Raw genomic sequence first — 25,122 nt, forward strand, 5'->3', positions numbered from 1 at the left:
AAAGCCGAGCCGCTTGCCCAACTGTTCGGCCGTCAAAAAAACCGATGCTGATTTGGAAGGGCCGAACCGACGCTATTGGTTTCCCGCGACAATCTGATCCCAAATGCCTCCGTTGCCGTAAAGTTCTTTGTTTACTTTGTCCCAGCCGCCCAAATAGTTCGTGTCAAACAAGCTTGCCGGTTGTTTGTACTGGTTGGCATACGTTTTGGCAATCTCCGGGTCTACCGAACGGAAGCCGCTTTCGGCAAATATTCGCTGCGCTTCCGCACTCCAAAGGAAGTCGAGAAACGCTTCCGCCACTTCCCTTGTGCCATGCTTCTCGACGTACGCGTCAACGACCACAGCCGGATTTTCGATGGCGATCGTATAGGGGGGCACGACTTCCTCGTAGTTTTTGCCCGACTTGATCCGGTCGATCAGTTCATTTTCATAGGTGATAATCACGTCGCCGACGCCTTTGTCAAAGGTTGCCATCGATTCCTCCCCGCTCTTGTCAAGGGTTTTCACATTTTGATAAATCCGACTGAGCATTTTCTTGGCGGCAGCAGGGTCTGGCTGTCCCGCTTCCGCAGACTGTTTCAGCCCTGCCCCATAAATGGCGTTGACATCCCATTTCGCCCCGCCCGATGTTTTCGGATTCGGAAGCAGGACTTCGATCCCCGGCTTCGTCAAGTCAGCCCAGTCCTCGATTGCTTTCGGGTTCCCTGCTCGTACGCCCAAGGCCACAATCGAGCCGGTAATCATCCCGCCATGCGGCGCCTCTTTCCACTCATGGGTGATCAAGCCTGCCTTGGCAATTTTGTCGATGTCTCCTTCCAAGGATAAAGCGGCAATATCGGCTTCAAATCCATTGATAATGTTTTGCGCCTGTGCGCCCGATGCCTGATACGATTGTTTGAACTCGACGGTTTGCCCCGTCTTTTCTTTCCATTGTTTCTGGAATAAAGGGAAGATTGCTTCAAATTCCTCCTTGATCGTTGAATACCCGCCGATCGTCAAGCTGACTGTTTCCGCCGATCGCGAGCTGGCATCGGAAGCTGGCGTCGAATCCGGCGAGGCTTCCGTGAAAGAGCAGCCGGACAAGACAGCGGTGAAAAGCAAGCTGACGAGAGTGGCGAGCGAAATCTGACGCTGCCCGTTGTTCTTCATTTGGACCCGCTCCTTTTTTCCGTTGTCGGATATACATACAGTCGTCTTTGACCTTTCCTGCTCCGATTTTCCAGAATGCGGATATCGGACGGGGCAAAGACAAACAGTTGCTGGATGAATACGCTGACGCTGTCTCCCGCCTGCAGCGCCTCTTGATGCAGCGGCTGATACGTGAACAAGGTCATGCCGCCCGCGAGTTCGACTTCCACATACCAGGCATCGCCGCGGAAATGCACATGAGTAATTTTGCCGGGTTCTCCCGCTTCTGCCGTTTGCGGATGGTGCGTCGCGCGCAGCTCAATCGCTTCCGGACGAATGAACACTTGTGTACCCTCCTGCCACTCGCCTCCAGCGCGGTAGGCGGAAAGCTCCGGAAACCCTTGCAGCGCAACCGGCGCCTTCAGCTTGTTGGACTCCCCGATAAAGCTGGCGACGAAAGCGGAAGCGGGGTGATTGTAGATGTCCCAGGGCGCTCCCTGTTGTTCCACGCGCCCTTTTTGTACGATAATCAAATCATCGGCCACCTCCATTGCTTCATCCTGATCGTGGGTTACGAAAATCGTCGTCGTCCCGAACTGATTGATCAAGTTGCGCAGCCAAAGGCGCAGCTCTTTGCGGACTTTGGCATCGATCGCCGCGAACGGCTCGTCAAGCAGCAGCAAACGAGGTTTGGGTGCGAGCGCCCTGGCAAAGGCAACGCGTTGCCGCTGCCCCCCGGAGAGTTGATGGGGATACTTGTTCTCTGTTCCTTCCAGCCCGATTAGTTGAAGAAGTTCGTAGACGCGTTCGTTGATCGCCTGGCGTTTTTGTTTTTTCACTTTGAGTCCATAGGCGACATTCTCAAATACGGTCATATGTTTGAACAGCGCATAGTGCTGAAACACAAACCCGATCCCGCGATCCTGAACAGGGATCGGGTTGACCAGCTTTCCGTCGAAGTAAATTTCGCCCGCTGTCGGCTGCTCCAATCCGGCCAACATGCGAAGAATGGAAGTTTTGCCGCCGCCGCTAGGCCCAAGCAGACCAACGAGATGCCCGTTTTGGATTTGAAAGCTGGCTTTGTTGACCGCAGCAACGTCGCCAAAAGTTTTGACCAAATCTCTCACTTCAATGTGCATGCAACTGATCTTCCTTTCGTTTTTTCATCCATTCCAAAAACAGCAAGATCACAATCGAGATGAGCCCGAGCAGCAAGGCAACACTGTTGGCCGCAACCAGATTTTGATCGATCGAATCCTGGTAAACCAGCGTCGTCGCCGTCTGCGTCTGCTTGACGATGTTACCGGAAACAACCAGCACCGCGCCAAATTCGCCAATCGCTCTAGCTGCCGTAAGCGCCAACCCATAGTACACAGCCCAGCGAATTGACGGCCAGGTGACCCGAAAAAAGGTTCGGATCGGCCCTGCGCCAAGCGTTGCCGAAGCTTCCTCGGCAGTTTGCCCCAGCTCGGTCAACACCGGCACGAGTTCGCGTATCATGAGCGGAAAGGTGACAAAAATCGTGGCCATGACCATGCCTGGCAGCGCAAACACAATCTTGAAACCGACATTTTCAAAGAACGCCCCCAGCAAGGTGTTCGGCCCGAACAGCAAGATGATCATGAGTCCGCCGATCACCGGCGAAACGGCAAACGGCAAATCGACAATGGCATTGAGCAATGGCCGCAGCCAGCCGGCAAGCCACGGTCCCCGCACCATTTGCAGGGAAAACAGAATCCCCAGCACTCCGTTGCACAGCGTTACGATCAGGACGATGATGAAAGACACTTGCAGGGCGTGCAGCGACTCCGGCCGCATCAACGCCTCATAGATGGCGGCAAATCCTTCCGCCCCGGCCCCTGCGAGAATCCCCAGAAAAGGAAGAACGAGAATCAGCACGAACAGCAGAACAGTCAACAAGATAAACAAGCTTCTCATGTCACGATTCCCCGCCTTTTTTGCAGCGCCTGAACCGCCCATAACACGAGAAAGGACAGTGTCAGCAGGACGATGGAAACGGCCGCTGCCCCCTGGGTGTTGAAATTTTCAATCTCCCCGTAAATAAACACGGAAGCGACTTGCGTTTTCCCCGGAAGATTGCCGGATATCAAGGACAGGGCGCCAAATTCGGCCAACGCCCGCGAAAAGGTCAACAAGCCGCCGGCAATGATCCCCGGCACAACCGCGGGCAACAACACTTTGCAAAAGGTGTACACCTTGCTGGCGCCTAACGTGTAACTTGCCTGCTCTTCGGCAAGGTCAAACTGTTCGATCAGCGGCTGCACAGTACGAATGACAAACGGGAAGGTAATAAACACCATGCCAATGACAATCGCTGTCTGGTTGAACAGCAAACTGATGCCGAACGCCTGAAGCCAGCTGCCAAGCAAACTTTGCGGCCCAAGCAACGTCAGCAGCATCAGACCGGATACTGCGGTTGGCAAGGCAAACGGCAGATCGACCAGACTATTGAACAGCCGTCTGCCCCAAAACCGGCAGCGTACCAAGACGAACGCACTCATCGTGCCGATCACCGCCTGGATCACGGTCGTAACGACACTCAATTTGACCGTCAGCAGGATGGCCTTCCAGGCGATGACAGCCGTCAGCGCTTCCCAAAACGGCGTCCAACCAAGCGAGAATCCTTCAGCGTAAACAGCGGCAATCGGCATTACGACCAAGACCAACAGATAGCCGATCAAAAGGGAACGCACGGCGATTTGATAAGGTGTTACCGTTGGCATCACTTTCAATTTTCGATCCCTCCAAACGTAGTTCAATGGTGGTCGGCAGAACAAAAAAGACTCCTGACATCCTGACACAACTGGCATGTGTGCAAGATGTAAGGAGCCTTCGGCGGTCCGATCGGCCAACATTATTCATAACGAGTTTCCGACGTTTTTCGTTTTGTCGCCGGATTTTTATCCAACGCAAAGCGATGTTTCTCCAATCTTTCTATTTGGGTAATTTGCGAATCATGCACGGTAATATGAACCGAGCCATACTCCAAACCTTGGATCGTCTGTATAATCCGATCGATCCATTCTTGATCCAGTCTAATTTTTGACAAGGAGACTCCCCCCCGCATCCGGTTTAATTTTCCGCTGCAACAAATCCTCCAGCGTAGTCTGATCCAGCACTTCGGCAATTTTGTCTCTGACCAGCACCCAAAGCGGCTTCAATAGACAGCCCGCTTCCAGCGAACATCGCTCGTAGGAAGTGACGCTGGCACAGCCCATGGGAGAAAGCGGCCCTTCCAGTTTGCGGATGACCTCTCCCACATTGATCTCTTCCGGGGGAAACCGGAGTGTGTAACCGCCTTGCATGCCGCGCTTGCTGTCTACATAACCGAGTTTCTTTAACTGATGCATGATTTGTTCCAAGTATTTTACGGTAACCATCGTTTTTTCGGCGATTTCACTGATGGGTAAAATTTGGCCTTGGTGTTGGCCCAAGAGCAGCAATGAACGCAGGGCGTACTCCCCTCTGCTGGATACTTTCATCGAATCCTCTTCCTTTCTATACTCGACTAATCAAGTAAACATTTTGGTGAAGATCGCTGGCATCCCGTAACCCATCCTGTATAATCCATATCTTATTCCGATTAATCATAGTTGTAAAGTATGAATTGGATAATTTCACCGATTATCCGAAGACGCCGTTTCCTGTTGATTCTTGCTTTTAACGTATGATGAGACGCTCTGGGTTGACACCTAGACCGGTTGGCAATTTTCAAACCTATGTCGCCCAATTTTCCCGGCCTTGTCCACTTAATCCGTTTAAACCACTTTGTTTTATCTGAATAAATGGTTTTGGCATGGGCACAATTCACTATAAACTCAACCGACGACGCGAGGTGCTCTGGCCATGGAACAGCTAAAGAAATGGGATTTGATTTCCCTTGCTTCCATTCCGTTGATTATGACATTAGGCAATTCCATGTTGATTCCCGTACTGCCGCTAATGAAAAAACAGTTGGGGGTTTCGTCTTTTCAAATCAGTTTGATAATTACGGTGTATGCTTTTGTTTCGATCTTGTTCATTCCGCTTGCCGGTTACTTGTCTGATCAAATCGGCCGAAAGAAGGTGATCATTCCGAGTCTGTTCCTTGCCGGTACAGGCGGATTGGTGGCGGGACTGGCTTGCTGGTTTTTCGAACAGCCGTATTGGTGGATACTGGCGGGACGTGTCATTCAAGGTATTGGCGCGGCGGGCGCCGCACCGGTGGTCTTGCCGTTGGTGGGAGATATGTTCAAACGTGAACAGGATGTCAGCCATGGGCTGGGCGTTATAGAAACCGCCAATACCGTCGGCAAGGTGCTAAGTCCGATCTTGGGCGCGTTGCTGGCCGGATTTGTTTGGTTCCTGCCGCTGCTCTCCATCCCGGTGTTTTGTGCGGCCTCGCTCCTGATGGTGGCACTTTTGGTCAAATCTCCCCGCAAAAGCGATGCGGATAAGGACTTGGCAGTTTTTCTGCGTGGGCTGAAGCGGATTTTCAAACAGAAAGCCCGCTGGCTATCTGCCGTTTTCGCCGTTGGCGGGATCTGTATGTTTGTCTTGTTCGGTGTGCTGTTTTATTTATCCAGCTTTCTGGAAGCGAAATATCATATGGAAGGCGTGCGCAAGGGATTTATGCTGGCGATTCCGTTGACCGCTTTGTCTGTCGCCTCCTATTTCACCGGGCGCGGCATCGGACAAGACAAACGACGGATGAAGCGAGTCTGCTTCAGCGGGCTTGTCCTGCTAACAGCTTCGATGTTTGGCGGAGCGTTTTCGACGAACATTTTTTTGTTGCTAAGCGTTATCTTCATCGGCGGCATCGGCATCGGCCTGGTTCTCCCCTGTCTGGATGCTTTTATTACCGAGGGAATTGCCAAACCGCAGCGTGGCACCGTTTCCGCTTTGTACAGCAGCATGCGCTTCGTCGGAGTGTCGCTGGGACCTCCGCTCGTGTCGATTCTCTCGGAGAAATCCCATCTGATCTTGTTTGTTACTTTGAGTGGCGTCAGTGCGGTTGGTTTGATCCTGGCTCTGTTCGCCATTAAACCGAAACAGCGAGCAGCCGCTCGCTCGCCTTTTTCCTCCAATGCCTTCAAAGCGAAAGACAGACAAAAAGCATAAATAAATGGCCAGATCATTTTGACTGATTTGGCCATCCGTTACCTTCGTCGCTTCCGTCTGTTGTTTATTCCTTTTCTTCCAAATCGTATTCGCGCAGTGCCTTCTCAATATACTGGTTATCGACAACAGCGGAGACATCGATTTTTCCTTTCAGTCCCCCCTGGGAGACGAGGAAGTCGGCTGTCTCCTGCTGCATCTGAATCACTTCCGGGGTAGTCGGCAGATTCAACGGTTCGGTATTTTCCATCACCCGACGCATCGTTTCTTTATCTGTTTTTTTCAAGGCTGCGTAAAGGTCGATCGCTTCTTCCGGATGTTCCTTTTGCCACCTGGTCGCTTTTTCCATCACTTTCAAATACAAGACGACAAGATCGGGATGCTCTTCGGCAAATGCTGAGCGTACGATATGAAAGCCCGGGCTGTATGCATTGATCGCTTTGCCATCCGCCAGGACTCTTGCTCCGTTTTTGACGACCTCAATCGACGGATACGGTTCCCAGATTGCCCATGCGTCTACTTTTCCTGTTTCAAATGCGGGTTGTGCTTCATCGGGCTGCAACTGGATGATTTTGACGTCGCTTGGTTTCAATCCGCTATAGTCCAGTGCGTGAAACAGCAGCCCATAGCCGCTGCTCGCTTTGGCGACCGCGATTTGCTTGCCTTTTAAATCTTGCAATGTTTTGATCGGACTATCTTTTGTCACGAGAATCGAGTCTGCTTTTTCCCCGAGACTGCCGACGGCGATCTCCTTAAATGGCACAGCGGCTGCCTGACCGGCCAAAACCGGAATATTTCCGACTCGCCCAAAATCCAGTCGCCCGGAGGCGATCGCCTCGAAATGCGGAGGCCCGCTTTGAAACTCCACCCAGTTTACTGTTGCGCCCGCTTTGGCGAACTCCTCTTCAAACCAGCCTTTTTCTTTGGCGAGGAGCAAAGGCGAAATGCTTTGCTGAATGCCGATATTCACAACGATCGCTTCCTTGCCCGGCTCTGCGCTTGCGGCTGCATTGGACCCGACCGGTTCGCTTCCGGAACTGCCGGCTTGTGTGAGTGAGCAGCCCGTCAGCAGAGCCAAACTTACAAGAAACATGAGCGGTATGCTGAACTTCTTCCACCGTTTCATTATCTTCCCCTCCTGAATACTCACGCCATAGTTCCTTCGCCTTTGTAATTGTCCCGCCATTTCAACAGGCGGTTTTCCAAAAACCGCACGAAGGAATCCGTGATCTTGCCCACGACGGCAAAAATGATAATGCCCACAAAAACGATGGCGGTTTGACTGAATTGTCTCGCATCGGTAATCATGTAGCCGATGCCTTCACTGGAGCCCATCAATTCCGCTACCACCAGTCCGAGCCAGGCAATCCCCAACGAGAGCCGTACCCCCAGCAAAATATTGGGCAAAGCTGCCGGCACAATCAGCTTGGTGATCAGCTGCAGACGGCTAAACTCCAAGACGCGGGCCACTTCAAACAAGCGGGAATCGACTCCGCGAATCCCGAGAAAAGTGTTCAAATAGATCGGGAAAAACGCCCCCTTGGCAATAAGAAGTATTTTCGACAGTTCGCCAAACCCAAACCATAAAATAAACAACGGCAACACCGCCAAATGCGGAATCGTCTTGATCATCTGAAATGTCGGGTCAAGCGATTGCTCCGCCTTGTTGAAAAAGCCAACCAACAGGCCGAACAACAGGCCCAATCCGCCGCCCAGCAGGAATCCGATCGAGGCGCGAACCACGCTGATTTTGAGATGGGCAAGCAGTTCTCCCGATAATGTCAGCTGCACAAACGCTTCGGCAATCTCCAGCGGGGTCGGCAACAAAGTGGGCGAAACAAAGCCCAGCGAACCGACCATCTGCCAGATGCCGACAATGAGCACGGGCAAGAACAGCCCGCGCACAGTTGCCTTCCACTTTCCGCCGCCTTTGCCGAGCTTTCCAGCCCTTGGGGCAAGCACTCGTTCCGAGCCATGGGCGGTACGAATCATCTTTTCGGTATTTTCCATCTTCTTCCTCCCCTTTTCAATTTCTCCGTTCAGCGTTCCACCCTTCGCATATGTTCCACTTGTTCAAACTCTTGCATAACTTTCTGGCGAATTGCCTGAAAGCCGCTGCTCGAGCGTTTGCGGGGATAAGGCAGATCAACCGGCACGATGCGGCTGATCCTGCCGGGTTTTGCGTCCATGATGAGGACGCGGTTGGCCAAATAAATCGATTCGTCAATATCATGCGTAACCAAGATCATCGTTGTCTTGTTTTGCTGCCAAATGTCCAGCAGAACATTCTGAAGATGATTGCGCGTAAAAGCGTCCAATGCGCCAAACGGTTCATCCAGCAACAAAATTTCCGGATTACGCAATAGCGCTCTGGCGATGGCCACTCGTTGCGACATCCCGCCGGACAATTCTCGCGGATACGCGTTTTCAAAGCCTTGCAATCGGACCGTGCTGATCAAAGCATCCACCTTTGCCCGCACTTCCGGGTCCTTCAAGGACAAATCCGCCGCGATATTTTTTTCCACCGTTAGCCAAGGAAACAGGCGATGTTCCTGAAAAATAAAACCTTGTCGTCTGCCAGGTTTATCAATTTTTGCATGACCAAGCGTGACTGAACCTTGATAATGCACATCCAACCCGGCAATGATTTTCAATAATGTACTTTTTCCGCAGCCGCTCGGTCCGATGATCGTGATGAACTCACCCGGTTCCACCTGGAAGTTGAGGTCTGCCAGCACATGCACCTTGCCCTGCGGTTTTTCAAATGTTTTTGACAGCGAACTTACTTGCAACACATTGGATGTTGTCAAAGGTAACCGTCTCCTTCCGTCATTGTTGTCAGATCACAGGCAGTCAACCGCCGCAATGAAAACGGCAGCAAAGTCCGCACAATCCGAGAACGTTTCAAACCTTCATGCCTCTGATTGACCAGTCAGCGTAGCAAATCGAAAACTGTTTTAAGAGCGAGATGGCAATGGGGGCACGATTCCGTTGGCGATCATTTCCCCTAATGGACTGGTATCGGCATATCGGCGTACTGTCTCTTGGCTCACCAGCGGCAAGCGCGGAAAGAGCAACTCGGCAACGCGGTACGCTTCTTCCAAGTGTGGATAGCCCGAGAAAATAAACGTTTCAATGCCAAGCTCCGCATATTCCAGCATGCGCTCCGCCACAGTGTCCGCATCCCCGACAAGCGCCGTTCCGGCCCCGCCGCGCACAAGCCCAACACCCGCCCACAAATTCGGGCTAATTTCCAACTGACTGCGGTTCCCGAGATGAAGCTGGGCCATCCGGCGTTGCCCAACGGAATCCATTTTGGCAAAAGCGGCCTGTGCCTTGGCGATCGTCTGCTCATCGAGCCTGGAGATCAGTCGGTCTGCATCGCGCCAGGCTTCCTCTGCCGTCTCTCTGACGATGACATGCAAGCGTATGCCAAAGCGAACCTGACGCCCTCTAGCTTCCGCCAATTCCCGCACGCGGCTGATTTTCTCCTTCACCTGAGCGGGCGGCTCTCCCCAAGTGAGGTATACGTCAATGTGTTCGGCTGCCACTTGCAGCGCAATCTCCGAGGAACCGCCAAAATACAGTTTGGGGTATGGCTGCTGGATGGTCGGAAACAGCACTTTAGCTTTTTCCACCCGAAGATGCCGGCCAAAATAATCGACTTCCTCGCCTTGAAGCAGCTTTCGCCAGATCGTCAAAAACTCATCGGTTACTACATACCTTGCGTCGTGATCGAGAAACAATCCATCCGCAGCCGCTTCTCCGGGGTCGCCGCCGGTAACGATATTGATCATCATGCGCCCTTGGGAAAGCCGGTCAAACGTGGCCGCCATCCGCGCCGACAACGTAGGAGACATTAACCCTGGACGGACCGCCACCAAAAATTTTAGGCGTTCGGTGACGGGGATCAAAGTGGATGCTGTCACCCACGCGTCCTCGCAGGTACGCCCCGTCGGCAGCAACACTCCGCCAAATCCAAGCTGATCAGCTGCTCGGGCAATTTGACTGGCATAACTCCAGTCGAACTCCCTCGCCCCTTCTGCTGTTCCCAAATAGCGGCCATCTCCGTGTGTGGGGATAAACCAGAAAATTTCCATGCAATCTACATCCTTTCCCTTTTAATATAAAAAAGGCTCCCACGCCAAACCCTGAGGGTTGGTGATGGGAGCCTTCGGTGATCCGATCGGCTGGCTGATTAAGGAGAGCTTTCGATACGCTGTGCGGCTGGTCCCCGGATTGACCCGGGTCGCCGGTCCGGGTAGCGAATGACACTCGGCTCGCAGAAACGACCCTTCTTGCCGCACAAACGGCTTTGTTTGCAAACGAATACTTGACTGGTCAAGTATGTTTTTCAGCACAAATTGGGGAAATTGCGGAATACCTTCCTGTATCATGATCTTAAACTGATTAATCCTATCTGTAAAGTATGAAATTTACGAAACGGCATTATCTCCGTTCCCGTTTTCTGGTTGGTCATGGTTTCAACGTATGCGGAAAGCGGCTGGGGTGCCACCTACTTTTTTTGCAATTCGCCGAAATTCAAGCCGCCCATTTGCCTTGCCCCCGCGGCAGTTTTTAACGGGGCAGTCGGTTCTCCGAGAATCCGTTGGTCGCACGATCATCACGCAAACCCGTTCGCATAAAATGAGTCGCTTGAGGAAAGCTTCTGCTTAGGGATCATCATATCTTCCTGCCGGTTCTGCAGTATGTTCGAGGAGAGGGTTTTGGCGCCATGGGGAAACAAAAAGAACAACAAACAAACGGAATCCATACCGCTTTTCGACAAGCGTTTCGCTTACGGCAACATCCTTTTCCTTATTTCAAAGCGTTCCGGGCCGGGTTGGCTGCGGCACTTCCCGTTTTTATCGGGTTGTTGTTCGGCCATTTCAACTATGGGTTGCTGGCCAGTTTGGGCGGCTTTGCCTATCTATACGTGTTTAATCAGCCGTATGCGCAACGGGCAAGACGAATTTTCATCGTCGCTGTCGGACTTTCGCTTTCCGTCGTCTTGGGCACGGTCTTTGCCCCCTATCCGCTTTTCTCGGCCTTTGTCATGGGATTGATCGCGATGGTTTCCATTTTCATTTTTGGTGCATTGCGCATATCAGGCCCTTCGGTCATCTTTTTCGTGCTCACCTATGCAATGACGACGGGGATGCCGATTGATCCCACACTGGCCCCGCTGCGCGGCGGTTTGGTGTTTCTTGGCGGAATTTTAGCCTGGTTAAATAGCATGCTCGGCTGGTTGGTCGAGCCGCATGCTCCGGAAGTGTCCATGTTACAAAGAGTCTATCGGGAGCTGGCCGGTTTTCTGGAAGCGATTGGCACAGACCGTTTCAATGCGGCAAGACAGCGGGTGGTTCGCACATTAAAAGAAGCCGAAGAGATTTTGATCGCGGGCTGCTCCTCGTGCTTTTCATCGGCTATGTCAAAGCGGTTGTTGTTCCTTTATGAACAAGCCAATCTCATCTATTTGGATGCCGCCGCTTTCTCTCTGCGAGAACAAAGCAAGCTGCCTGCAGCATGGGCGAAGTCAGTGGCGAGTCTGGCCGAACGGATTGGCGAGAATGACTCAAGCGAGTTGACCCTGCCGCAGCCAGAGCCGGCCGATGCAGAATCGCAACAGCTGGTCGAAAAAATATATCAGGCCTATGCCATCTTGAATCAATCGTCCGATCAAATCGGACAGGAAGTGCAAATCTTTCAGCCCTCCCTGAAATCGGAATTTCTTGCCGCGTTTGATAAAAACTCGATCGTTCTGCTGACCGCTGTCCGCACCGGACTCGTGGTGATCATCGCTGCACTTGTTTCGACTGTTTTTCCTTTTAGCCGTCCTTACTGGGTTCCGTTGTCTTGCGTGGCCGTAATGGCTGGATCTACGTTCATCGGTACGTTTCATCGCGCAATCCAGCGGGCGTTTGGCACGCTCATCGGCGTATTGATCGCCAGCTTGATTCTAGCGCAAGTGCATAACGGCTTCGTCGTCGCTCTCTTGATCGTAGTCCTGACATTTCTCACCGAGATTTTTATCGTTCGCAATTACGGCCTGGCCGCCATGTTTTTTACGCCCAATGCCTTGCTCATGGCGGAATATTCCGCCCAGCAGTTTAACTTCCCGTATTTTGCAACCGTCCGGATCACTGACATTTTGGCGGGAAGCTTGCTAGGCTTGGCGGGAACGATTTTGATCGGCAGACGCCTGGCGTCCAACCTGTTGAACCATTTTATCGCCAAAACGATCAGAAGCCAGGGACAATATTTGCTGCGGTTGTTTTCGGCCCGCAACCAGTCAGTTACGTTGGAAATCAGCCGGGAACGCAACAAAATGCGGACCAATCTGACCAATCTGATCGCGGTGTACCAGACCGCCTCGGGAGAATTAACCGGCAAAGAACAGGTGGAAGCGTTTTGGCCGCTCCTCTTTTCGCTGGAACAGCTGGGCTACTATCTGGATGCCAGCGCAAAAAATGATGAGCGCCCCGGACTGTCGGCAGCAGAGCTGGCGCGTTTGCTTTATTTGTTTGAGTCAATGGCCAGTTCTATTGAGCACCAATTGCCGTTTGAAGGACAGGAAGTCCCGGAGATTACCGGATTCCCCAATCTTCGTCACGAACTTGTCGAGATGCAGAAAGCGCTGAAACAGCGCCATTTGCCGTTGAACAGCTGACAGTTGCAGATAAGTCGCGATTGGGGCGCCCATGCAAACAGCGGAAAACTGAACCGGCGAGACATGGGCGGCAACCGGCAGAAAGCCAATCAGCAATAGCAGCTCCCAACAGTTGTCGTGACCGGTTTTCCGACAAATTAACGGAGTCGCTTTGCTCAGCGAGTAACCGCCACTCCAATCGCGGAATGTTCCCACAGCAGTTTTTTAACCAATCCGACTTGCTCGGCACTGCAGGTAACAATCAGGATGACTTCACCTTTTATCCCGCGGCGAATGTGACGCTTGCCCTTCCCGTGACGAAAACGGTATAAACACCAGCTGGCGAACACCCCGAGGACAAACCCGCTGCCGCCGCCGATCAATCCCCAAATAATCGGCCCCCACTCCCAAACAAAACCTTTGCTAGCTCCAATTGTGGCAAACAAAAAAGCGAAAATAAAACCCGTATCCGTAAATGACAGGCCATCGGTATAATACATGCTATCGATGAACTTTGGCTCCGGATGTTGTATTTCCAAAGGTACGGCATAGATCTCATGTACCCCTTGGATTTTTAGTTCGGAAATCACTACCTCCAAGAGAGAAGTGTACGCAAATGTCGCAAAAACTTGCATCATTTCACCTTGCTTCCTGGTATCACGAACTTTCCAGCTGGTTGATAATATTGCTGAAGATATTGACGCAAATCATCTTCAAACAATTTATTGTTTTCAATTGCGTTCACCGTTGAATCATAGATCGAAAAAAAGTATAACGACGGAAAATACAACAGCCATTGCGGGTCCAACACCGCCGACGAAGAAGAAATGTCGCCCAAGATCAAATAATGGATCGCCAAAAGCAGATTGGATTGATCCACAATGATAATCGTATAGATAAGAACAAAAGCGGCAAAGACGATCCGATGCAGGTATAACTGACCGACACTGGGGATTCCCATGGACCAGATCGCCGCCAGCCAAGGCTTCCGCCGATCGAGATAATTGATTTCCAATCCGCCCATGCTGAAGGTGCTGTAAGGGGCATTTTCCCGTTGGGCTAGCAAATAAATCCGGTTCAGGTCAACGGTTGTTCGATAGCTGTCCCAAATCGCGAAAAAGTAAACCGGAATGTACATCGCCATGTACTTGGGATCGATCAAATTCCGCGCTGCCTGAAACTGGCCATTGAACGAACAAACCATAGCCAGATTCAAATGAATCGTTTGATTGATAAACATTTCCCAGATGATCAAGGCATATCCCCGCAAATATTTGTTCAACAGCAAGTGCCCAAACCCCGGAAAGGCCACCGACCAGGCAGCAATGACCAGCGGCTTGCGCAAGTGAAGCTGTGTCGTGCCAATGGGGCTGACCAAAGCTTTGTAACGCCGATTGCGAAAGGGATTGCGAAAATTGTTCACGGCCGTCACTCCCGCGTGCATGTTAGGTTCGGTATGGTTCGCTTCGGTTAGTTTTACCAATTCTCCCCGACTTATAAGCCAAAATAAGGATTCGGCTTTTGTCTGCCGAAAAAAAGACCCGCTGCGCAACTTGTTTGCGCAACGGGTTTTGCCGAACTTAATGCTCGGGCAGGGCGTCCATATATTCTTCCGACATTTTCAGCAACTGTTGGATTCGCTGTTTGTCCTCGGCCGGTTCATAGCCGATCCCTTGTTCATCCAGCGGCACATTGTACGGTTGTTTTCCGTCAACATGAATGACATGGTCATTGATAAAGGAACCCTCCGGCATGTAAAAACGTTCACCCAGCAAATTGCGGTGGCTGTTTAACAAATCGGTCCCAAAGTGAATCTGTTTGTCCAAAGGAATGCCAAGCAGATTGGCCAAAGTTGGCAAGACATCGACCTGACCGCCAACATTTTCGCGAACTTCCCCGGTTTGCTGATGCGGCACTTTCACGATAAACGGCACGTTAAACACATCGCGAATCGTATAATCACGGCCCAACATGGAAGTGACCAGCGACTTTCGTTTGTTCGCCTGATCCAACGGGAAACCGAAATGGTCGCCATAAACGACAAACAAAGTATCGTCCCACAGCTGATCTTGTTTCAACTGGTCAATGAACTGTCCCAACGCCCGATCCGCATAATGCGTTGCCAGCAGATAGTTCTCCAAAAATGTCCCCGAATAGTCCGGAGGCAAGGTAAAGGAGTCCAGCTTCGCGCTGGGGATTTCAAACGGATGATGACTGGATAGGGAGATCAGGTGCGCGTAAAACTTTTGTCCGCGATGTTTTTGCAATTCACCAGCCGTTTTGCGGTAGAGCACTTCATCGGAAGCTCCCATCCCGACCAAATCCTCTTTGCCAAAGAAATCATCATCAAAGTATGTGGAAAACCCTAAAGCGGGATACAAATCATCCCGATTCCAGAACGAAACGTCATTGGGATGGAAAGTTGCCGTCCAATAGCCGCTCGCGTTCAACAGCCTTGGCAAGCTTGGAAACGCCTTGTTTCCGTAAACTTGCGAGATTCCCCCGTTTTCCAGCGGGTACAGCGAGCTGTTGACAATGAACTCCGCATCCGATGTGTTCCCCTGACCAATTTGCGAAAAAAAGCGCGGAAAGTAATAGCTTTCTTTCACGAGTTGGTTCAGATTCGGCGTAACCTCCTGGCCGTTAATCTTCAAGCCGATCAGGAAATTTTGAAACGATTCCAACTGAATCATGATCACATTTTTGTCTTTGGCAACGCCAAAATATTGCGGATTGACGATTGGGTCGGTTCCTTTGATTTTCTGAATGTCCGCATTCGTAAATGTAATTTTGCGCTGCTTTTTGAAAGCGGTCTTAGCCAAAACTTGCTCTGCTTCATAGTAAAAAATACCGTGGTCCAGAGCAGAACTGCTTTCCGCATGCCCGATCATGACGAAGGAACCGGATAAAACAAACACCAAAGCGAGCAACACGATGGCAAGCGACAGTTTTCGCAAGCGGAGCCGCGTATATCCGATCACTCGTTTGGAAAAGCCGGACAATCCCAACAGCAAAATATCCACGTAAAAGAGCGAATAAATCGGCTTTAACAGCGAAAACACGCTGCCCTGAATCCCCCCTACCTGACCGAGTTGCAGCAACGCGTAATAATTGACCATTTTTCCAAAAAAGTCGTAATACATCGTGATTCCGAGAAAAAAGGTTGACGCCAGCAAATTGATCAACAGGTAAGGATAATTCTTCCATTGCTTCGGCAAAAACTCGAAAGCTAACGTCACGACAAACAAGAACAACGAATCAAACAGAAAGGAAATAAAGCTGACCTCTCCCTGAAACATATACAGCTTGACTGCATATAGCTTAATCATCAACAAGCAGAATGTGATGATTGAGATCGGTATTTTTATTTTTGATGTTGACTCCAATCTAAAGGCCACCCTTTCAAGCGAATTAAAATTTACCGCTACTCATTATAACCACTTCTGTGAAGATGTGAAATACTTGATAAGAGAAAGTAAAGATATTGTTTTTTTTTCGCAAATGTCTGCACAGAATAACAACAGCTTTACCATTTTCTCCATGCTTCAATCAACAATGGCAAAAAATCAAACGCCGACCGCGATCTGCTTACGCGCCGGCGTTTGACTCGTTCCTGCACTGCTTCAAGCGAATTGCAACGTTCGAAAAGAAACGGGGAATTCCTTGACGCCATAAACAAACGGACTCGGGATGGGAGTCAGTTGGATACCGGATTGAAGCTGAATTTCTTTCATACGTTCCATCATCTTACGAATGGCAATCTGTCCCTCCAATCTGGCCAAAGGCGCACCCAAACAAAAATGGATGCCAAAGCCAAACGACAGGTGCGAATTCGGTTTGCGCTCCAATATAAACTGATCAGGGTTGTCAAATTTCGTCTCATCGCGATTTGCCGAAGCGACCCATGAAACAACTTGATCACCGGCTTTGATTCGCTGACCGCCGATTTCAATATCACGGGTCGCCACCCGGCCAATTGCTTGAACCGGCGGATAATAGCGCAGCACTTCTTCAATAAATGCCGGAATGTCCTCTGGCGTTTGCGAAAGCCGCTGTTGCAATTGCGGGTCTTCCGTCAACCGCCGTACGCCATTGGTGATCAGATTGGTCGTTGTTTCATTTCCGGCTGCCAGCAGCAGGATGGAGAAACTGATCACTTCTTCATCGCTCAGTTTTTGCCCTTCGATTTCCGAACGCAGCAAGATGGAGATTAAATCTTCCGCCGTTTCCGTGCGGCGTTGACTGATAATCTTCGTAAAATACGCCGTCAACTCATCGGTCGCCTTTATTTTTTCATCAATCACTTGCCTGAATTCCTCATCTGTATTTTGTTCCGGCCCTTTCACCAGAACATCGGACCACTCTTTGAACAGATGGCGGTCTTCCGGAGGAACACCCAGCAGTTCAGCGATCACGATGACCGGCAACGGCACCGCAAAGTCATGAACGATGTCCATTCTTCCCTGCGACAGAACAGAATCCAGCAGTTCATCGGTAATCGCTGCGATGCGCGGTCCAAGGTCGTTGACTACTTTTGGCGTGAACGCTTTGTTGACCAGCGACCGCATTTGATTATGCCGCGGCGGGTCCATCGTCAAAATCGTCTCTTTTTCCCGAACGGCCAGCGCTCGCCGGGAAGAAAAAGCAGCCGGATCTTTCAAAACGGCGTGAACATCGTCATAGCGGAACACATCCCAGCAGCTGCGCGTCTCGTCATAGCGAACCGGCGTAGTCTGCCGCAACCTGTTGTAGACGGGAAACGGATGGATGCGCTTCTCCGCGCTGTCAAGTTCCGCGATCGGGATAATGTTGGCATATCGATCTTTTCCTTCTGTGACCATACAGTCAGATTCTCTCCTTTGCGAATGGAATACACCCTGCTTTTTGCCGTAAAACGACAGCACTTAGCCTTCCCTCGCATTGCCATCAACATGCAAACACAAAAAAACGCCTCCGTTAAACGGAGGCGTTTTTTTCAAAGAGTGATTACAGTTTTACTACGTTCTCAGCTTGTGGACCACGATTTCCTTGAACGATGTTAAATTGAACCCGTTGACCTTCATCAAGGGATTTAAAACCATCGCCTTGGATAGCGCTGAAATGTACGAATACATCGTCGCCGCCTTCAACTTGGATAAAACCGAATCCTTTTTCAGCGTTAAACCATTTTACAGTTCCTGTCGTTTGCATAATAAAACCTCCAACAAATTTGATTAATATGTTCCTTATATTTACAAGGTAAATAAAAATTCACATATTAGAAAGAGCATCAGTCTAAAGGAGATGACAAGCTTTCTAATATGTGAATTCGTTTTCCCCAATATATGAATGGCATATTTTATTTGATAAGAATAGAAATGGAACAAAATCTTTGTAATCTCAAAACAACGAAAGCCCTAACCTCTCAATCGTCCATGCGGCTCCTTGGACCGCGCCTGTGTGAATTGTTTCAAACAAAAAGTGAACCATAAAACATCTTATCTTCGTATCTTACACTGTTAAATTGAGTTTGTCAACACCTGTTATACCCGTACAATTCTTGTCCACAATTATCCAATTTCGCTTTATCACTTTCTGCTCAAATATGTTATGCTAATAATATAAATTTTGTAATTTCTTGCAGCCCTGTAAGGGAGTGATGAGTGATCGAACGTGCAGACACCTTCTTGTACATCACGATCGGTGAAACATTGAAAAGGTACAGGCAGCAAGCGAAATTATCACTATCCGCTTTGGAAAAGCTGACAGGGGTCAGGAAAGGCGTTATCTCCAAAATTGAAACGGGGGATACAAAGCATCCTGAGTTCAAGACAATTAAACCGATAGCGAGAGCCCTGGAAATCCCGTACGAAAAGCTGATCGAACATTACGTTGAAATTGAACAGCGGAGCGATATTTTACAAGAATTGTTGCTAGATGCCATCGAGTTGTCCAATGAGGCTTTGATTGAAAAAGTAGCCACCCGTTTTTTGCAAACCCCTTCGATTGACACGTTCTCAGCTTTGCAACGGCTTTATGACCTCACAGAAAACGTCGCTGAGACTCACATCAAATCGCTTTTGTTTCGCGTGATAGTGAATTACAGCAGGGAACGAGGCGTACAAGAATATGTTGCCAAAGGCACGTTTCAAATTTATTTGATCGAACGCGATGATTTTACCCGTTTAGACAAAACATACCAGACCAGTCGTTACATGCTGTATTACAAAGATTTTCTGTCGTTTGACGAAAGAATTTTGCTGCATTACAAGCTGGGCGTTCACGCCTACAATTTGCGCTATTATGAAGACTGCGTCGAATTGTGCCAATATGTTTTGCAGCATGACGTAACGAATAGCAAGGTGAAGGCGGATTCGACCTTTGCCCTGTGCAACTCCTACTACTATTTGGGCGAATACCAGCTGGCCGAACGTTACCTGGACGAGTACAGCCGCTATTCCTATCCCGGTGTGTCTGAAAACATCAAGCTGCTGAAAGCAGTGATGCTGTGGAAAAAGGGCAACACCGGCGCCGCCGCGAAACAACTGAACGAATGTTTGAACAAGGCCGGCGAGCATGTGTTGCTTCACGTGGTCAATCAACTGTTTGAACTGTATATGCAAATCCACGATTGGACGGGGATCGAAAGTCTTTTTCAACATGAAGCAACCATTCAACGGCTGCCCCTGCTTACCCCGTTCAAACATGCAGAATACGCTCATTATCACCGGCTGAAAGGAGATTATTACTGCCAGCAAAAAAAATACGAACAGGCAGTTGATCCTTATTTGCAAGCCGCGTTGACTTATGGCAACATTAACGACCATAAACAGAGCTACGAATGTATCAATCAGGTGCTTCAGCTTTGCACAGAAGAATTAAAGGAAAATTATGTGCCAATTTTACAAAAAGTACAGGAAATTTATGCTAAACTTATCTTAAATTAGGTTTAGATATTTTAGGAGGTATTTATGATGAAAAAAGCGATCTGGAAATTAGTTGCCTTGGCCGCAGCATTCATGCTCGTACTGTCTCCTGTGACTACGCAAACAGACCAACAGACTGATTCAACTTCGAAAATTTCCCCGATGAAAGTCGGAGACCCTGGCTGGTAAGAAGCCAGGCAGTTGCGCTTCGTCTATCCATTCCCGCAAATGCTGCACCATTTCTGGTTGCACTTTTGCGGGTTTTTTGATTTGTTCGATTGGGAGCTGATCCCGTATACTTATGGAGTGACTGCTTGTCTTTCATACATACTGCCGGCCTTACATCTGGATTAATGGAGGAATTACGTTCGTATGCATCAATCTGCAAAAAAAGAAGCAATTCAGTTAACAAGAGGACTTATTTTACTAATGGCAACCACTTGCGGGCTGGCGGTAGCGAACCTTTATTACAATCAACCGCTGCTGGCGGACATGGGCCGCAGCTTTCACGCAAACGCCCATGAGATGGGGTATACATCCATGCTGACACAAGTCGGTTACGCTGTCGGCATGTTTCTGTTCGTTCCATTAGGCGATATTAAAGAACGGCGGAGATTGATCACCCTGTTATTGTTTGCCGTGGCGTTTTCCCTCGTTGGCGTTGCAACCGCGCAAAATTTGCTGTGGGTAAATATGGCCAGCCTTCTCGTCGGATTTACAACCGTTGTCCCGCAGGTAATCGTTCCGTTGGCCGCCCAGATGGCCCCGGAAGCAGAACGCGGCAAAGTGATCGGAACGGTCATGAGCGGTTTGCTGTTTGGCATTTTACTGGCCAGGACCGTCGCCGGCTTTGTTGGCGGAGCGTTTGGCTGGCGCAGCATGTACTGGATTGCCGCAATTTTGATGCTGGCTTTGGCCATTATTTTGTGGCGGCTGCTGCCAAAAAGTTTGCCGGAACAATCTTTAACGTATGGGCAACTGCTCAAATCGATGGGCCAGCTTGTTGTCGGGCAACCGATCCTGCGCGAAGCATCGCTAATGGGCGGATTGTTGTTTGGCGGTTTTAGCGTCTTCTGGACTTCCCTCTCCTTTTTTCTGGAAGGAGCCCCTTACCATTACAGCAGTGAGGTCGCCGGCTTGTTCGGATTGGTCGGAGTTGTCGGCGCGTTGGCGGCGCCGTATGCGGGGCGGCTGGCAGATCGCTACAGCGCCAATATCATCGTCGGGATATTTGTTGTGATTACCCTGCTTTCCTATCTCTCGTTCGGGTTATGGGGAATCAAGCTCTGGGGCTTGGTGCTTGGCGTTATTTTGCTGGATCTGGGGGTACAAGGAGCGCAAATTACCAATCAAGCCCGTATTTACAGTCTTGTTCCGGAGGCGAGAAATCGCTTGAACACCGTGTTTATGGTCACCTACTTCGTTGGCGGCGCGATCGGTTCCAGCCTGGGCAGCTACGCCTGGAGCAAGTGGCAGTGGGCGGGCGTCTGTCTGGCCGGCTCCATCATGATTTTGCTAAGTTTGCTTGTCTGGAGCTGGGGCCGTTTGTCCGCAGCCCGAAGCGGATCGCATTGAACATAAAAAAGTCCTGGCTACTGTTCCAGGACTTTTTTTCAAATTATTTAACCAGCTTTTTTTCTGCCAATACTTCCAACAATGCTTGTGTAAATTTCAAGCCGTTTTGCACGGCCGGTTCTTTTAACATTTTTAACAAGCCAAATACGGATACCGTTGTTGTATTTTGCGCTGACCGTTCTTTTGCTTCCCTCACGATCGAAACGCCGTCCTGAATCCGATCTTTGACCGGTGATGCGAGGGTTTCCAGCGTTTCCGCGACCGTTACCAAATTATCTTTATTGGCAACCAATTCGAGGAACGGAGCGACTCGATCCAACAGTTCCACCATCTTGGCGATCTGCGGCAGCTTCTCGATAATCGTCAGCAGCGCTTCCAAATTTTCTTTGTTCAGCACATTGCTTAATGAAAAAATCGTATCAGCCAGAGAATTGAAATTTTTGGGGTCTGTCGCGAAAGATGTGACGGTGCCAATCCCCTGCTCGACCTTCAATACCGCATCTTTGATTTGTGGCAGTTTCTGGATAAGCGTCACCATTGCCTCTTGTACTTCTTTATTCGACAATTCCTCCAATAAAACGCTTGCATCTTGTTTGGAAGCTGTATCCATCCTTCTTCTCCCTTTCTTTTCAGAACATTTAAGTATGTAGCTTGGTAAAGCTGGCAAGGTTTAACTCCATTATAGCATTCCTGTACAAAGTATAGCATACACCAAATACATTTATTTACGATTGCACCAAATGCCGTCTATTTTATCGCGATCGTACGAGAGTGCGCAAAAACCCTGCATCCTTGTTACCGGACACAGGGTTTTCGCTTGAAGCTGCTCAATATTCCACTTTTTTGACAATCCACTGGTTCGGACTGATTGCCACCTGGCGATACCAACGCGGCAATTCTGTAACCAGTCGGGTCGGTCCCGGCCAACTCGGGACATCATCAAACACAATATAGCCGCCCGTTTTTACATAAGGACTCCAGAACTCAAAATCGCGCCGGACATCTTCGTAACGGTGCGATGCATCAATATGAAGCAACCCGATTTCCGTTTCCAGCGGGATTTGTCGCGTCGCCCGAATCGTATCCATGCGGATTGGGTTCACGATGTTTTGCAAACCAAGTTTCTCCATATTTTGCACAAACTCTTGATACAATTGATCTTCCCCATAATTTTGCAGCAATTGTTGATGAGCAATCTCTCCCGTACTCCCCATCCAATGATCCACGGCATAGAGGGTTCCCCCGCCCCTGTCCAACAGGGAAAATCCTAGCCAAGCTGTGGACCTTCCTTTCCACGAGCCCAATTCGACAATAACCGCTGTTGGAATATGCTGGACGCCCAAATTGTACAAAGTGCCGCCTGCCTGGGGATTCAACCACCCCTGAATCGGTTCAATCTGTTTCGCCAACTCCGCAATACGTTCGGCGTTATCCTTCATGACAACCTCCCTAGCTTTCCTTGCCGGTTTTATTGATCGTTCTTTTCATATGTATTAAGAGAGAAACGGCTTGGTGAAGGATTCTGTCCTGTCATGATCCCCGTTTCCGCTCCGTACTGAGCGCATATCCTGTAAGCATATGCTAGGAAAACAGTACTCAACGAGGAGGAAATGTATGACAACACCGACAAACGAAGGGCTGCCAGAAAGCGCAGCGGATACCATTCTTGACGTCAAATGGGGAGACGTAAACGGAGATCAAATTCCCGAGCTCGTTTATTTGGTCGGGCAAAAAAATCCCGAGCAAACAAGCGGATACGTCGATTCAGTAAAATTGGTGATCATTGATCGCGTCACGAACAGGAAATATACGATCGCGCTGCCCGATTTCGCCGGTTATCAACCGACGCTGTTTTTGGGGAACTTTACCGGACAGCAAGCGAAGCAAATCATGGTAAGTGCTGACACTGGCGGAAGTGGCGGGTATACGATTAACCGGATTTATTCGTTTGAACAAAATCAATGGAAAAAATTATACGACAACGACTGGTATATGCAAAACTTCAGCAATACATCGGTCAATTATCTGGATGGGCAAAAAGTTCGAATCATCAATCGCTCTCTCGCAAAGGAATATTTGCTCGACATCAGTTTGCGCGACCCCGCTTACTTAAACGAATTGTATGACGCAAACGGTAAGCTGAAACAGCCGCAACAAGGGGAAGTTCTCGCTGTCGGCGGCGCATTTCCGCTGGACCGAAACCGGGATGGCGTTTTTGAGTTGTTGCTGTTTCAACGAATCATTGGCCGGTATAACGCCGACACGTTAGGCTACCTGCAAACATGGGTCACTTGGGATCAGACAAACGCCGTCTTTTCCCCGCAGGAACAGCAAGTCAGCAGCAGCGGCGGCGCACCATTGACAGCAGGGAGAGGGATCATTCCCTCTCAATGAAACGTTGTCCCCGGCTTGAACTGGATCGGCAGCGATTTGACCCCATAAACAAATGTACTGGGAATCGGTTTTAAATCGCTGCCCGGAACCAGCTCAAGCTGATGAAAATGTTTGAGGATCAACGGCAAGGCGATATTTGCTTCCAGACGAGCCAAGGGGGCACCCAAACAAAAATGGATTCCATGGCCAAACGCCAAGTGGTGATTGGGCGAGCGGTCTGCGACAAACTGCTCGGCATCGGAAAATTTTTGCTCATCCCGATTCGCCGATGCGATCCAGGTCACCACTTGCTGACCTTTCTTGATTTGCTGGCCGTTCAATTGCACATCCTCGGTTGCATACCGGTTCATCGCAAGAATCGGTGAATAGAAGCGCAGCACTTCTTCGACCGCTGTTTCCATCAGCTGAGGTTCTTGTCGCAATTTTTCCTGCAGTTCCGGGCGTTCCGTAAACAATCTCACCGCATTGGTGATCAGATTGGTCGTTGTTTCGTTCCCTGCGGCCAGCAGAACAATGCAAAATTCCATGATTTCTTCATCTTGCAATTTTTGTCCGTCCAGTTCAGCCTCGACCAATTTGGTAATCAGGTCATTGCGGGGCTGTTTTCTTCTTTCGGCGACGACCTGCATAAAGTACTGATCCAGTTCTTGTCTCGTCCTCCCGCGACGTTCCATGAAACGTTTGATCGTCGCTTCCGAGTCGTCCTCGACAGTCTCCGCGATAACATCGGACCAGTCTTTAAACAGTTTCCGATCTTCCGGGGGAACGCCCAACAGTTCGGCAATGACGATCACCGGCAATGGTGTGGAAATTTCTTTGACCAAATCGATTTGTTGCTTGCCCTTTGCTTGATGCAACAGCTCTTCGGTTATTTGTGTAATCCGCGGTGCCAGCTCGGCAATCGACCGTGGTGTAAAAGCTTTGCTGACAATCGCTCGCATTTGATTATGCTTGGGCGGGTCCATCGAGAGGATGCTCCCGAGCAGCACTGCGCCTACGGCCGGTCTGGCTGATGAAAATGTTTGCGGATTTTTCAGGACAGCCAGAATATCGTCATAACGGAAAAGATCCCAACACTGGCGATGCTGGTCAAACGAAATCGGTTGGGTCTGGCGCATTTCTTTAAACCAGGGAAAAGGATTGAGCTTTTTGTCCGCTGTGGCCAACGCCTTCACTGGGATGGCCAAACCGGAAAGCTTCGGTTGTTCGGATAATTCCACGCTGATCTCTCCTTTTCGATGAAAATCATACTTATTCTCTTTCTGTTCTGCTATTTTATGTATAACAGAACGTTTCTATCCAAGATGTTTGCGTGCCGCATCCATTCTGCGGCTCGTCTATACAAAAAGCCGC

The 25,122-nt window shown here is 49.9% G+C and carries 25 protein-coding genes; 7 read left to right on the top strand and 18 right to left on the bottom strand.

Features of this window, described 5'->3' with window-relative positions; all coding sequences use genetic code 11:
* Positions 1–72 precede the first annotated feature (72 nt).
* The 6 genes from JOD01_RS02920 to JOD01_RS02945 form a co-directional block, all read right to left on the bottom strand.
* Complete coding sequence (locus JOD01_RS02920) at positions 73–1,149, bottom strand: sulfate ABC transporter substrate-binding protein (RefSeq protein ID WP_204516701.1); 1,077 nt, start codon at positions 1,147–1,149, stop codon at positions 73–75.
* Complete coding sequence (locus JOD01_RS02925; protein WP_204516702.1) at positions 1,146–2,267, bottom strand: ABC transporter ATP-binding protein; 1,122 nt, start codon at positions 2,265–2,267, stop codon at positions 1,146–1,148. The genes JOD01_RS02920 and JOD01_RS02925 overlap by 4 nt, the downstream gene beginning before the upstream one ends.
* A complete protein-coding gene (locus tag JOD01_RS02930) occupies positions 2,257–3,066 on the bottom strand; it encodes a sulfate ABC transporter permease subunit (RefSeq protein WP_204516703.1) in 810 nt (269 codons plus the stop codon). Before JOD01_RS02930 ends, JOD01_RS02925 begins: the two co-directional genes overlap by 11 nt.
* Entirely contained in the window at positions 3,063–3,872 is an 810-nt protein-coding gene (locus JOD01_RS02935; protein WP_204516834.1) for an ABC transporter permease, read from the bottom strand. Before JOD01_RS02935 ends, JOD01_RS02930 begins: the two co-directional genes overlap by 4 nt.
* A gap of 131 nt (positions 3,873–4,003) precedes the next feature.
* The gene (locus JOD01_RS02940) at positions 4,004–4,216 is read right to left on the bottom strand and encodes a YezD family protein (RefSeq protein WP_204516704.1); all 213 of its coding nucleotides are present in this window, start codon (positions 4,214–4,216) and stop codon (positions 4,004–4,006) included.
* Positions 4,185–4,631 (bottom strand): RrF2 family transcriptional regulator, encoded by a 447-nt coding sequence (locus JOD01_RS02945; protein ID WP_204516705.1) that lies wholly within the window; start codon positions 4,629–4,631, stop codon positions 4,185–4,187. The genes JOD01_RS02940 and JOD01_RS02945 overlap by 32 nt, the downstream gene beginning before the upstream one ends.
* 364 nt (positions 4,632–4,995) lie before the next feature.
* On the opposite strand from JOD01_RS02945, the gene JOD01_RS02950 reads away from it, so the two are divergent.
* On the top strand, positions 4,996–6,249 hold the full coding sequence (locus JOD01_RS02950; RefSeq protein WP_204516706.1) for a bacillibactin exporter BcbE: 1,254 nt from the start codon (positions 4,996–4,998) through the stop codon (positions 6,247–6,249).
* 64 nt (positions 6,250–6,313) lie between these two features.
* Here the strand turns inward: JOD01_RS02950 and JOD01_RS02955 are convergent, their stop codons facing one another.
* From JOD01_RS02955 to ssuD, 4 genes are all read right to left on the bottom strand, one after another.
* Positions 6,314–7,372, bottom strand: coding sequence for an aliphatic sulfonate ABC transporter substrate-binding protein (locus JOD01_RS02955; protein ID WP_204516707.1), 1,059 nt, complete (start codon positions 7,370–7,372; stop codon positions 6,314–6,316).
* A gap of 20 nt (positions 7,373–7,392) precedes the next feature.
* The gene (locus JOD01_RS02960; protein WP_204516708.1) at positions 7,393–8,256 is read right to left on the bottom strand and encodes an ABC transporter permease; all 864 of its coding nucleotides are present in this window, start codon (positions 8,254–8,256) and stop codon (positions 7,393–7,395) included.
* 29 nt (positions 8,257–8,285) lie between these two features.
* The gene (locus JOD01_RS02965) at positions 8,286–9,056 is read right to left on the bottom strand and encodes an ABC transporter ATP-binding protein (protein WP_239565125.1); all 771 of its coding nucleotides are present in this window, start codon (positions 9,054–9,056) and stop codon (positions 8,286–8,288) included.
* A 147-nt stretch (positions 9,057–9,203) separates the two neighbouring features.
* Positions 9,204–10,346: an FMNH2-dependent alkanesulfonate monooxygenase gene (gene ssuD / locus JOD01_RS02970; protein ID WP_204516709.1), complete on the bottom strand. Its 1,143-nt coding sequence runs from the start codon at positions 10,344–10,346 to the stop codon at positions 9,204–9,206.
* A gap of 635 nt (positions 10,347–10,981) precedes the next feature.
* Between ssuD and JOD01_RS02975 the strand changes: the two genes are divergently transcribed.
* A complete protein-coding gene (locus JOD01_RS02975) occupies positions 10,982–12,916 on the top strand; it encodes an FUSC family protein (protein WP_204516710.1) in 1,935 nt (644 codons plus the stop codon).
* 155 nt (positions 12,917–13,071) lie between these two features.
* On the opposite strand, the gene JOD01_RS02980 is transcribed toward JOD01_RS02975, so the two are convergent.
* The 3 genes from JOD01_RS02980 to JOD01_RS02990 form a co-directional block, all read right to left on the bottom strand.
* Positions 13,072–13,533, bottom strand: coding sequence for a hypothetical protein (locus tag JOD01_RS02980; protein ID WP_204516711.1), 462 nt, complete (start codon positions 13,531–13,533; stop codon positions 13,072–13,074).
* On the bottom strand, positions 13,530–14,318 hold the full coding sequence (locus JOD01_RS02985; protein WP_204516712.1) for a hypothetical protein: 789 nt from the start codon (positions 14,316–14,318) through the stop codon (positions 13,530–13,532). Before JOD01_RS02985 ends, JOD01_RS02980 begins: the two co-directional genes overlap by 4 nt.
* 157 nt (positions 14,319–14,475) lie before the next feature.
* Complete coding sequence (locus tag JOD01_RS02990; protein ID WP_204516713.1) at positions 14,476–16,194, bottom strand: LTA synthase family protein; 1,719 nt, start codon at positions 16,192–16,194, stop codon at positions 14,476–14,478.
* A gap of 46 nt (positions 16,195–16,240) precedes the next feature.
* On the opposite strand from JOD01_RS02990, the gene JOD01_RS02995 reads away from it, so the two are divergent.
* On the top strand, positions 16,241–16,501 hold the full coding sequence (locus tag JOD01_RS02995) for a hypothetical protein (protein WP_204516714.1): 261 nt from the start codon (positions 16,241–16,243) through the stop codon (positions 16,499–16,501).
* Between the two features lie 17 nt (positions 16,502–16,518).
* Here JOD01_RS02995 and JOD01_RS03000 read toward each other — a convergent pair whose 3' ends face one another.
* Complete coding sequence (locus tag JOD01_RS03000) at positions 16,519–17,736, bottom strand: cytochrome P450 (protein WP_204516715.1); 1,218 nt, start codon at positions 17,734–17,736, stop codon at positions 16,519–16,521.
* A 145-nt stretch (positions 17,737–17,881) separates the two neighbouring features.
* Complete coding sequence (gene cspD, locus JOD01_RS03005) at positions 17,882–18,085, bottom strand: cold-shock protein CspD (protein ID WP_204516716.1); 204 nt, start codon at positions 18,083–18,085, stop codon at positions 17,882–17,884.
* Between the two features lie 452 nt (positions 18,086–18,537).
* Between cspD and JOD01_RS03010 the strand changes: the two genes are divergently transcribed.
* From JOD01_RS03010 to JOD01_RS03020, 3 genes are all read left to right on the top strand, one after another.
* Positions 18,538–19,821 carry a helix-turn-helix domain-containing protein gene (locus JOD01_RS03010; RefSeq protein WP_204516717.1) on the top strand — a complete coding sequence of 428 codons (1,284 nt, stop codon included), beginning with the start codon at positions 18,538–18,540 and terminating at the stop codon, positions 19,819–19,821.
* A 27-nt stretch (positions 19,822–19,848) separates the two neighbouring features.
* Entirely contained in the window at positions 19,849–19,989 is a 141-nt protein-coding gene (locus JOD01_RS03015; RefSeq protein ID WP_204516718.1) for a hypothetical protein, read from the top strand.
* A 240-nt stretch (positions 19,990–20,229) separates the two neighbouring features.
* A complete protein-coding gene (locus tag JOD01_RS03020; RefSeq protein WP_239565126.1) occupies positions 20,230–21,375 on the top strand; it encodes an MFS transporter in 1,146 nt (381 codons plus the stop codon).
* 43 nt (positions 21,376–21,418) lie between these two features.
* Here JOD01_RS03020 and JOD01_RS03025 read toward each other — a convergent pair whose 3' ends face one another.
* Together JOD01_RS03025 and JOD01_RS03030 are read right to left on the bottom strand one after the other, a co-directional pair.
* Positions 21,419–21,985, bottom strand: a complete 567-nt coding sequence (locus tag JOD01_RS03025) for a DUF1641 domain-containing protein (RefSeq protein ID WP_204516720.1) — start codon at positions 21,983–21,985, stop codon at positions 21,419–21,421.
* Positions 21,986–22,202: 217 nt separating this feature from the next.
* Complete coding sequence (locus JOD01_RS03030; RefSeq protein ID WP_204516721.1) at positions 22,203–22,814, bottom strand: class I SAM-dependent methyltransferase; 612 nt, start codon at positions 22,812–22,814, stop codon at positions 22,203–22,205.
* Between the two features lie 175 nt (positions 22,815–22,989).
* Between JOD01_RS03030 and JOD01_RS03035 the strand changes: the two genes are divergently transcribed.
* Positions 22,990–23,769 (top strand): VCBS repeat-containing protein, encoded by a 780-nt coding sequence (locus JOD01_RS03035; protein ID WP_204516722.1) that lies wholly within the window; start codon positions 22,990–22,992, stop codon positions 23,767–23,769.
* Here the strand turns inward: JOD01_RS03035 and JOD01_RS03040 are convergent.
* Positions 23,763–24,989: a cytochrome P450 gene (locus tag JOD01_RS03040; protein ID WP_338028510.1), complete on the bottom strand. Its 1,227-nt coding sequence runs from the start codon at positions 24,987–24,989 to the stop codon at positions 23,763–23,765. The two genes, JOD01_RS03035 and JOD01_RS03040, sit on opposite strands and share 7 nt — an antisense overlap.
* Between the last annotated feature and the right edge of the window lie 133 nt (positions 24,990–25,122).

This window comes from Brevibacillus fulvus (assembly GCF_016908525.1).
Classification (GTDB): domain Bacteria; phylum Bacillota; class Bacilli; order Brevibacillales; family Brevibacillaceae; genus Brevibacillus_G; species Brevibacillus_G fulvus.

Coding starts and splice junctions, on each gene's coding strand:
- JOD01_RS02920 (WP_204516701.1), bottom strand. CDS start 1,149: ATGAAGAACAACGGGCAGCGTCAGATTTCGCTCGCCACTCTCGTCAGC.
- JOD01_RS02925 (WP_204516702.1), bottom strand. CDS start 2,267: ATGCACATTGAAGTGAGAGATTTGGTCAAAACTTTTGGCGACGTTGCT.
- JOD01_RS02930 (WP_204516703.1), bottom strand. CDS start 3,066: ATGAGAAGCTTGTTTATCTTGTTGACTGTTCTGCTGTTCGTGCTGATT.
- JOD01_RS02935 (WP_204516834.1), bottom strand. CDS start 3,872: ATGCCAACGGTAACACCTTATCAAATCGCCGTGCGTTCCCTTTTGATC.
- JOD01_RS02940 (WP_204516704.1), bottom strand. CDS start 4,216: ATGCGGGGGGGAGTCTCCTTGTCAAAAATTAGACTGGATCAAGAATGG.
- JOD01_RS02945 (WP_204516705.1), bottom strand. CDS start 4,631: ATGAAAGTATCCAGCAGAGGGGAGTACGCCCTGCGTTCATTGCTGCTC.
- JOD01_RS02950 (WP_204516706.1), top strand. CDS start 4,996: ATGGAACAGCTAAAGAAATGGGATTTGATTTCCCTTGCTTCCATTCCG.
- JOD01_RS02955 (WP_204516707.1), bottom strand. CDS start 7,372: ATGAAACGGTGGAAGAAGTTCAGCATACCGCTCATGTTTCTTGTAAGT.
- JOD01_RS02960 (WP_204516708.1), bottom strand. CDS start 8,256: ATGGAAAATACCGAAAAGATGATTCGTACCGCCCATGGCTCGGAACGA.
- ssuD (WP_204516709.1), bottom strand. CDS start 10,346: ATGGAAATTTTCTGGTTTATCCCCACACACGGAGATGGCCGCTATTTG.
- JOD01_RS02975 (WP_204516710.1), top strand. CDS start 10,982: ATGGGGAAACAAAAAGAACAACAAACAAACGGAATCCATACCGCTTTT.
- JOD01_RS02980 (WP_204516711.1), bottom strand. CDS start 13,533: ATGATGCAAGTTTTTGCGACATTTGCGTACACTTCTCTCTTGGAGGTA.
- JOD01_RS02990 (WP_204516713.1), bottom strand. CDS start 16,194: ATGTTTCAGGGAGAGGTCAGCTTTATTTCCTTTCTGTTTGATTCGTTG.
- JOD01_RS02995 (WP_204516714.1), top strand. CDS start 16,241: ATGATTGAGATCGGTATTTTTATTTTTGATGTTGACTCCAATCTAAAG.
- JOD01_RS03000 (WP_204516715.1), bottom strand. CDS start 17,736: ATGGTCACAGAAGGAAAAGATCGATATGCCAACATTATCCCGATCGCG.
- cspD (WP_204516716.1), bottom strand. CDS start 18,085: ATGCAAACGACAGGAACTGTAAAATGGTTTAACGCTGAAAAAGGATTC.
- JOD01_RS03015 (WP_204516718.1), top strand. CDS start 19,849: ATGAAAAAAGCGATCTGGAAATTAGTTGCCTTGGCCGCAGCATTCATG.
- JOD01_RS03020 (WP_239565126.1), top strand. CDS start 20,230: ATGGCAACCACTTGCGGGCTGGCGGTAGCGAACCTTTATTACAATCAA.
- JOD01_RS03025 (WP_204516720.1), bottom strand. CDS start 21,985: ATGGATACAGCTTCCAAACAAGATGCAAGCGTTTTATTGGAGGAATTG.
- JOD01_RS03030 (WP_204516721.1), bottom strand. CDS start 22,814: ATGAAGGATAACGCCGAACGTATTGCGGAGTTGGCGAAACAGATTGAA.
- JOD01_RS03035 (WP_204516722.1), top strand. CDS start 22,990: ATGACAACACCGACAAACGAAGGGCTGCCAGAAAGCGCAGCGGATACC.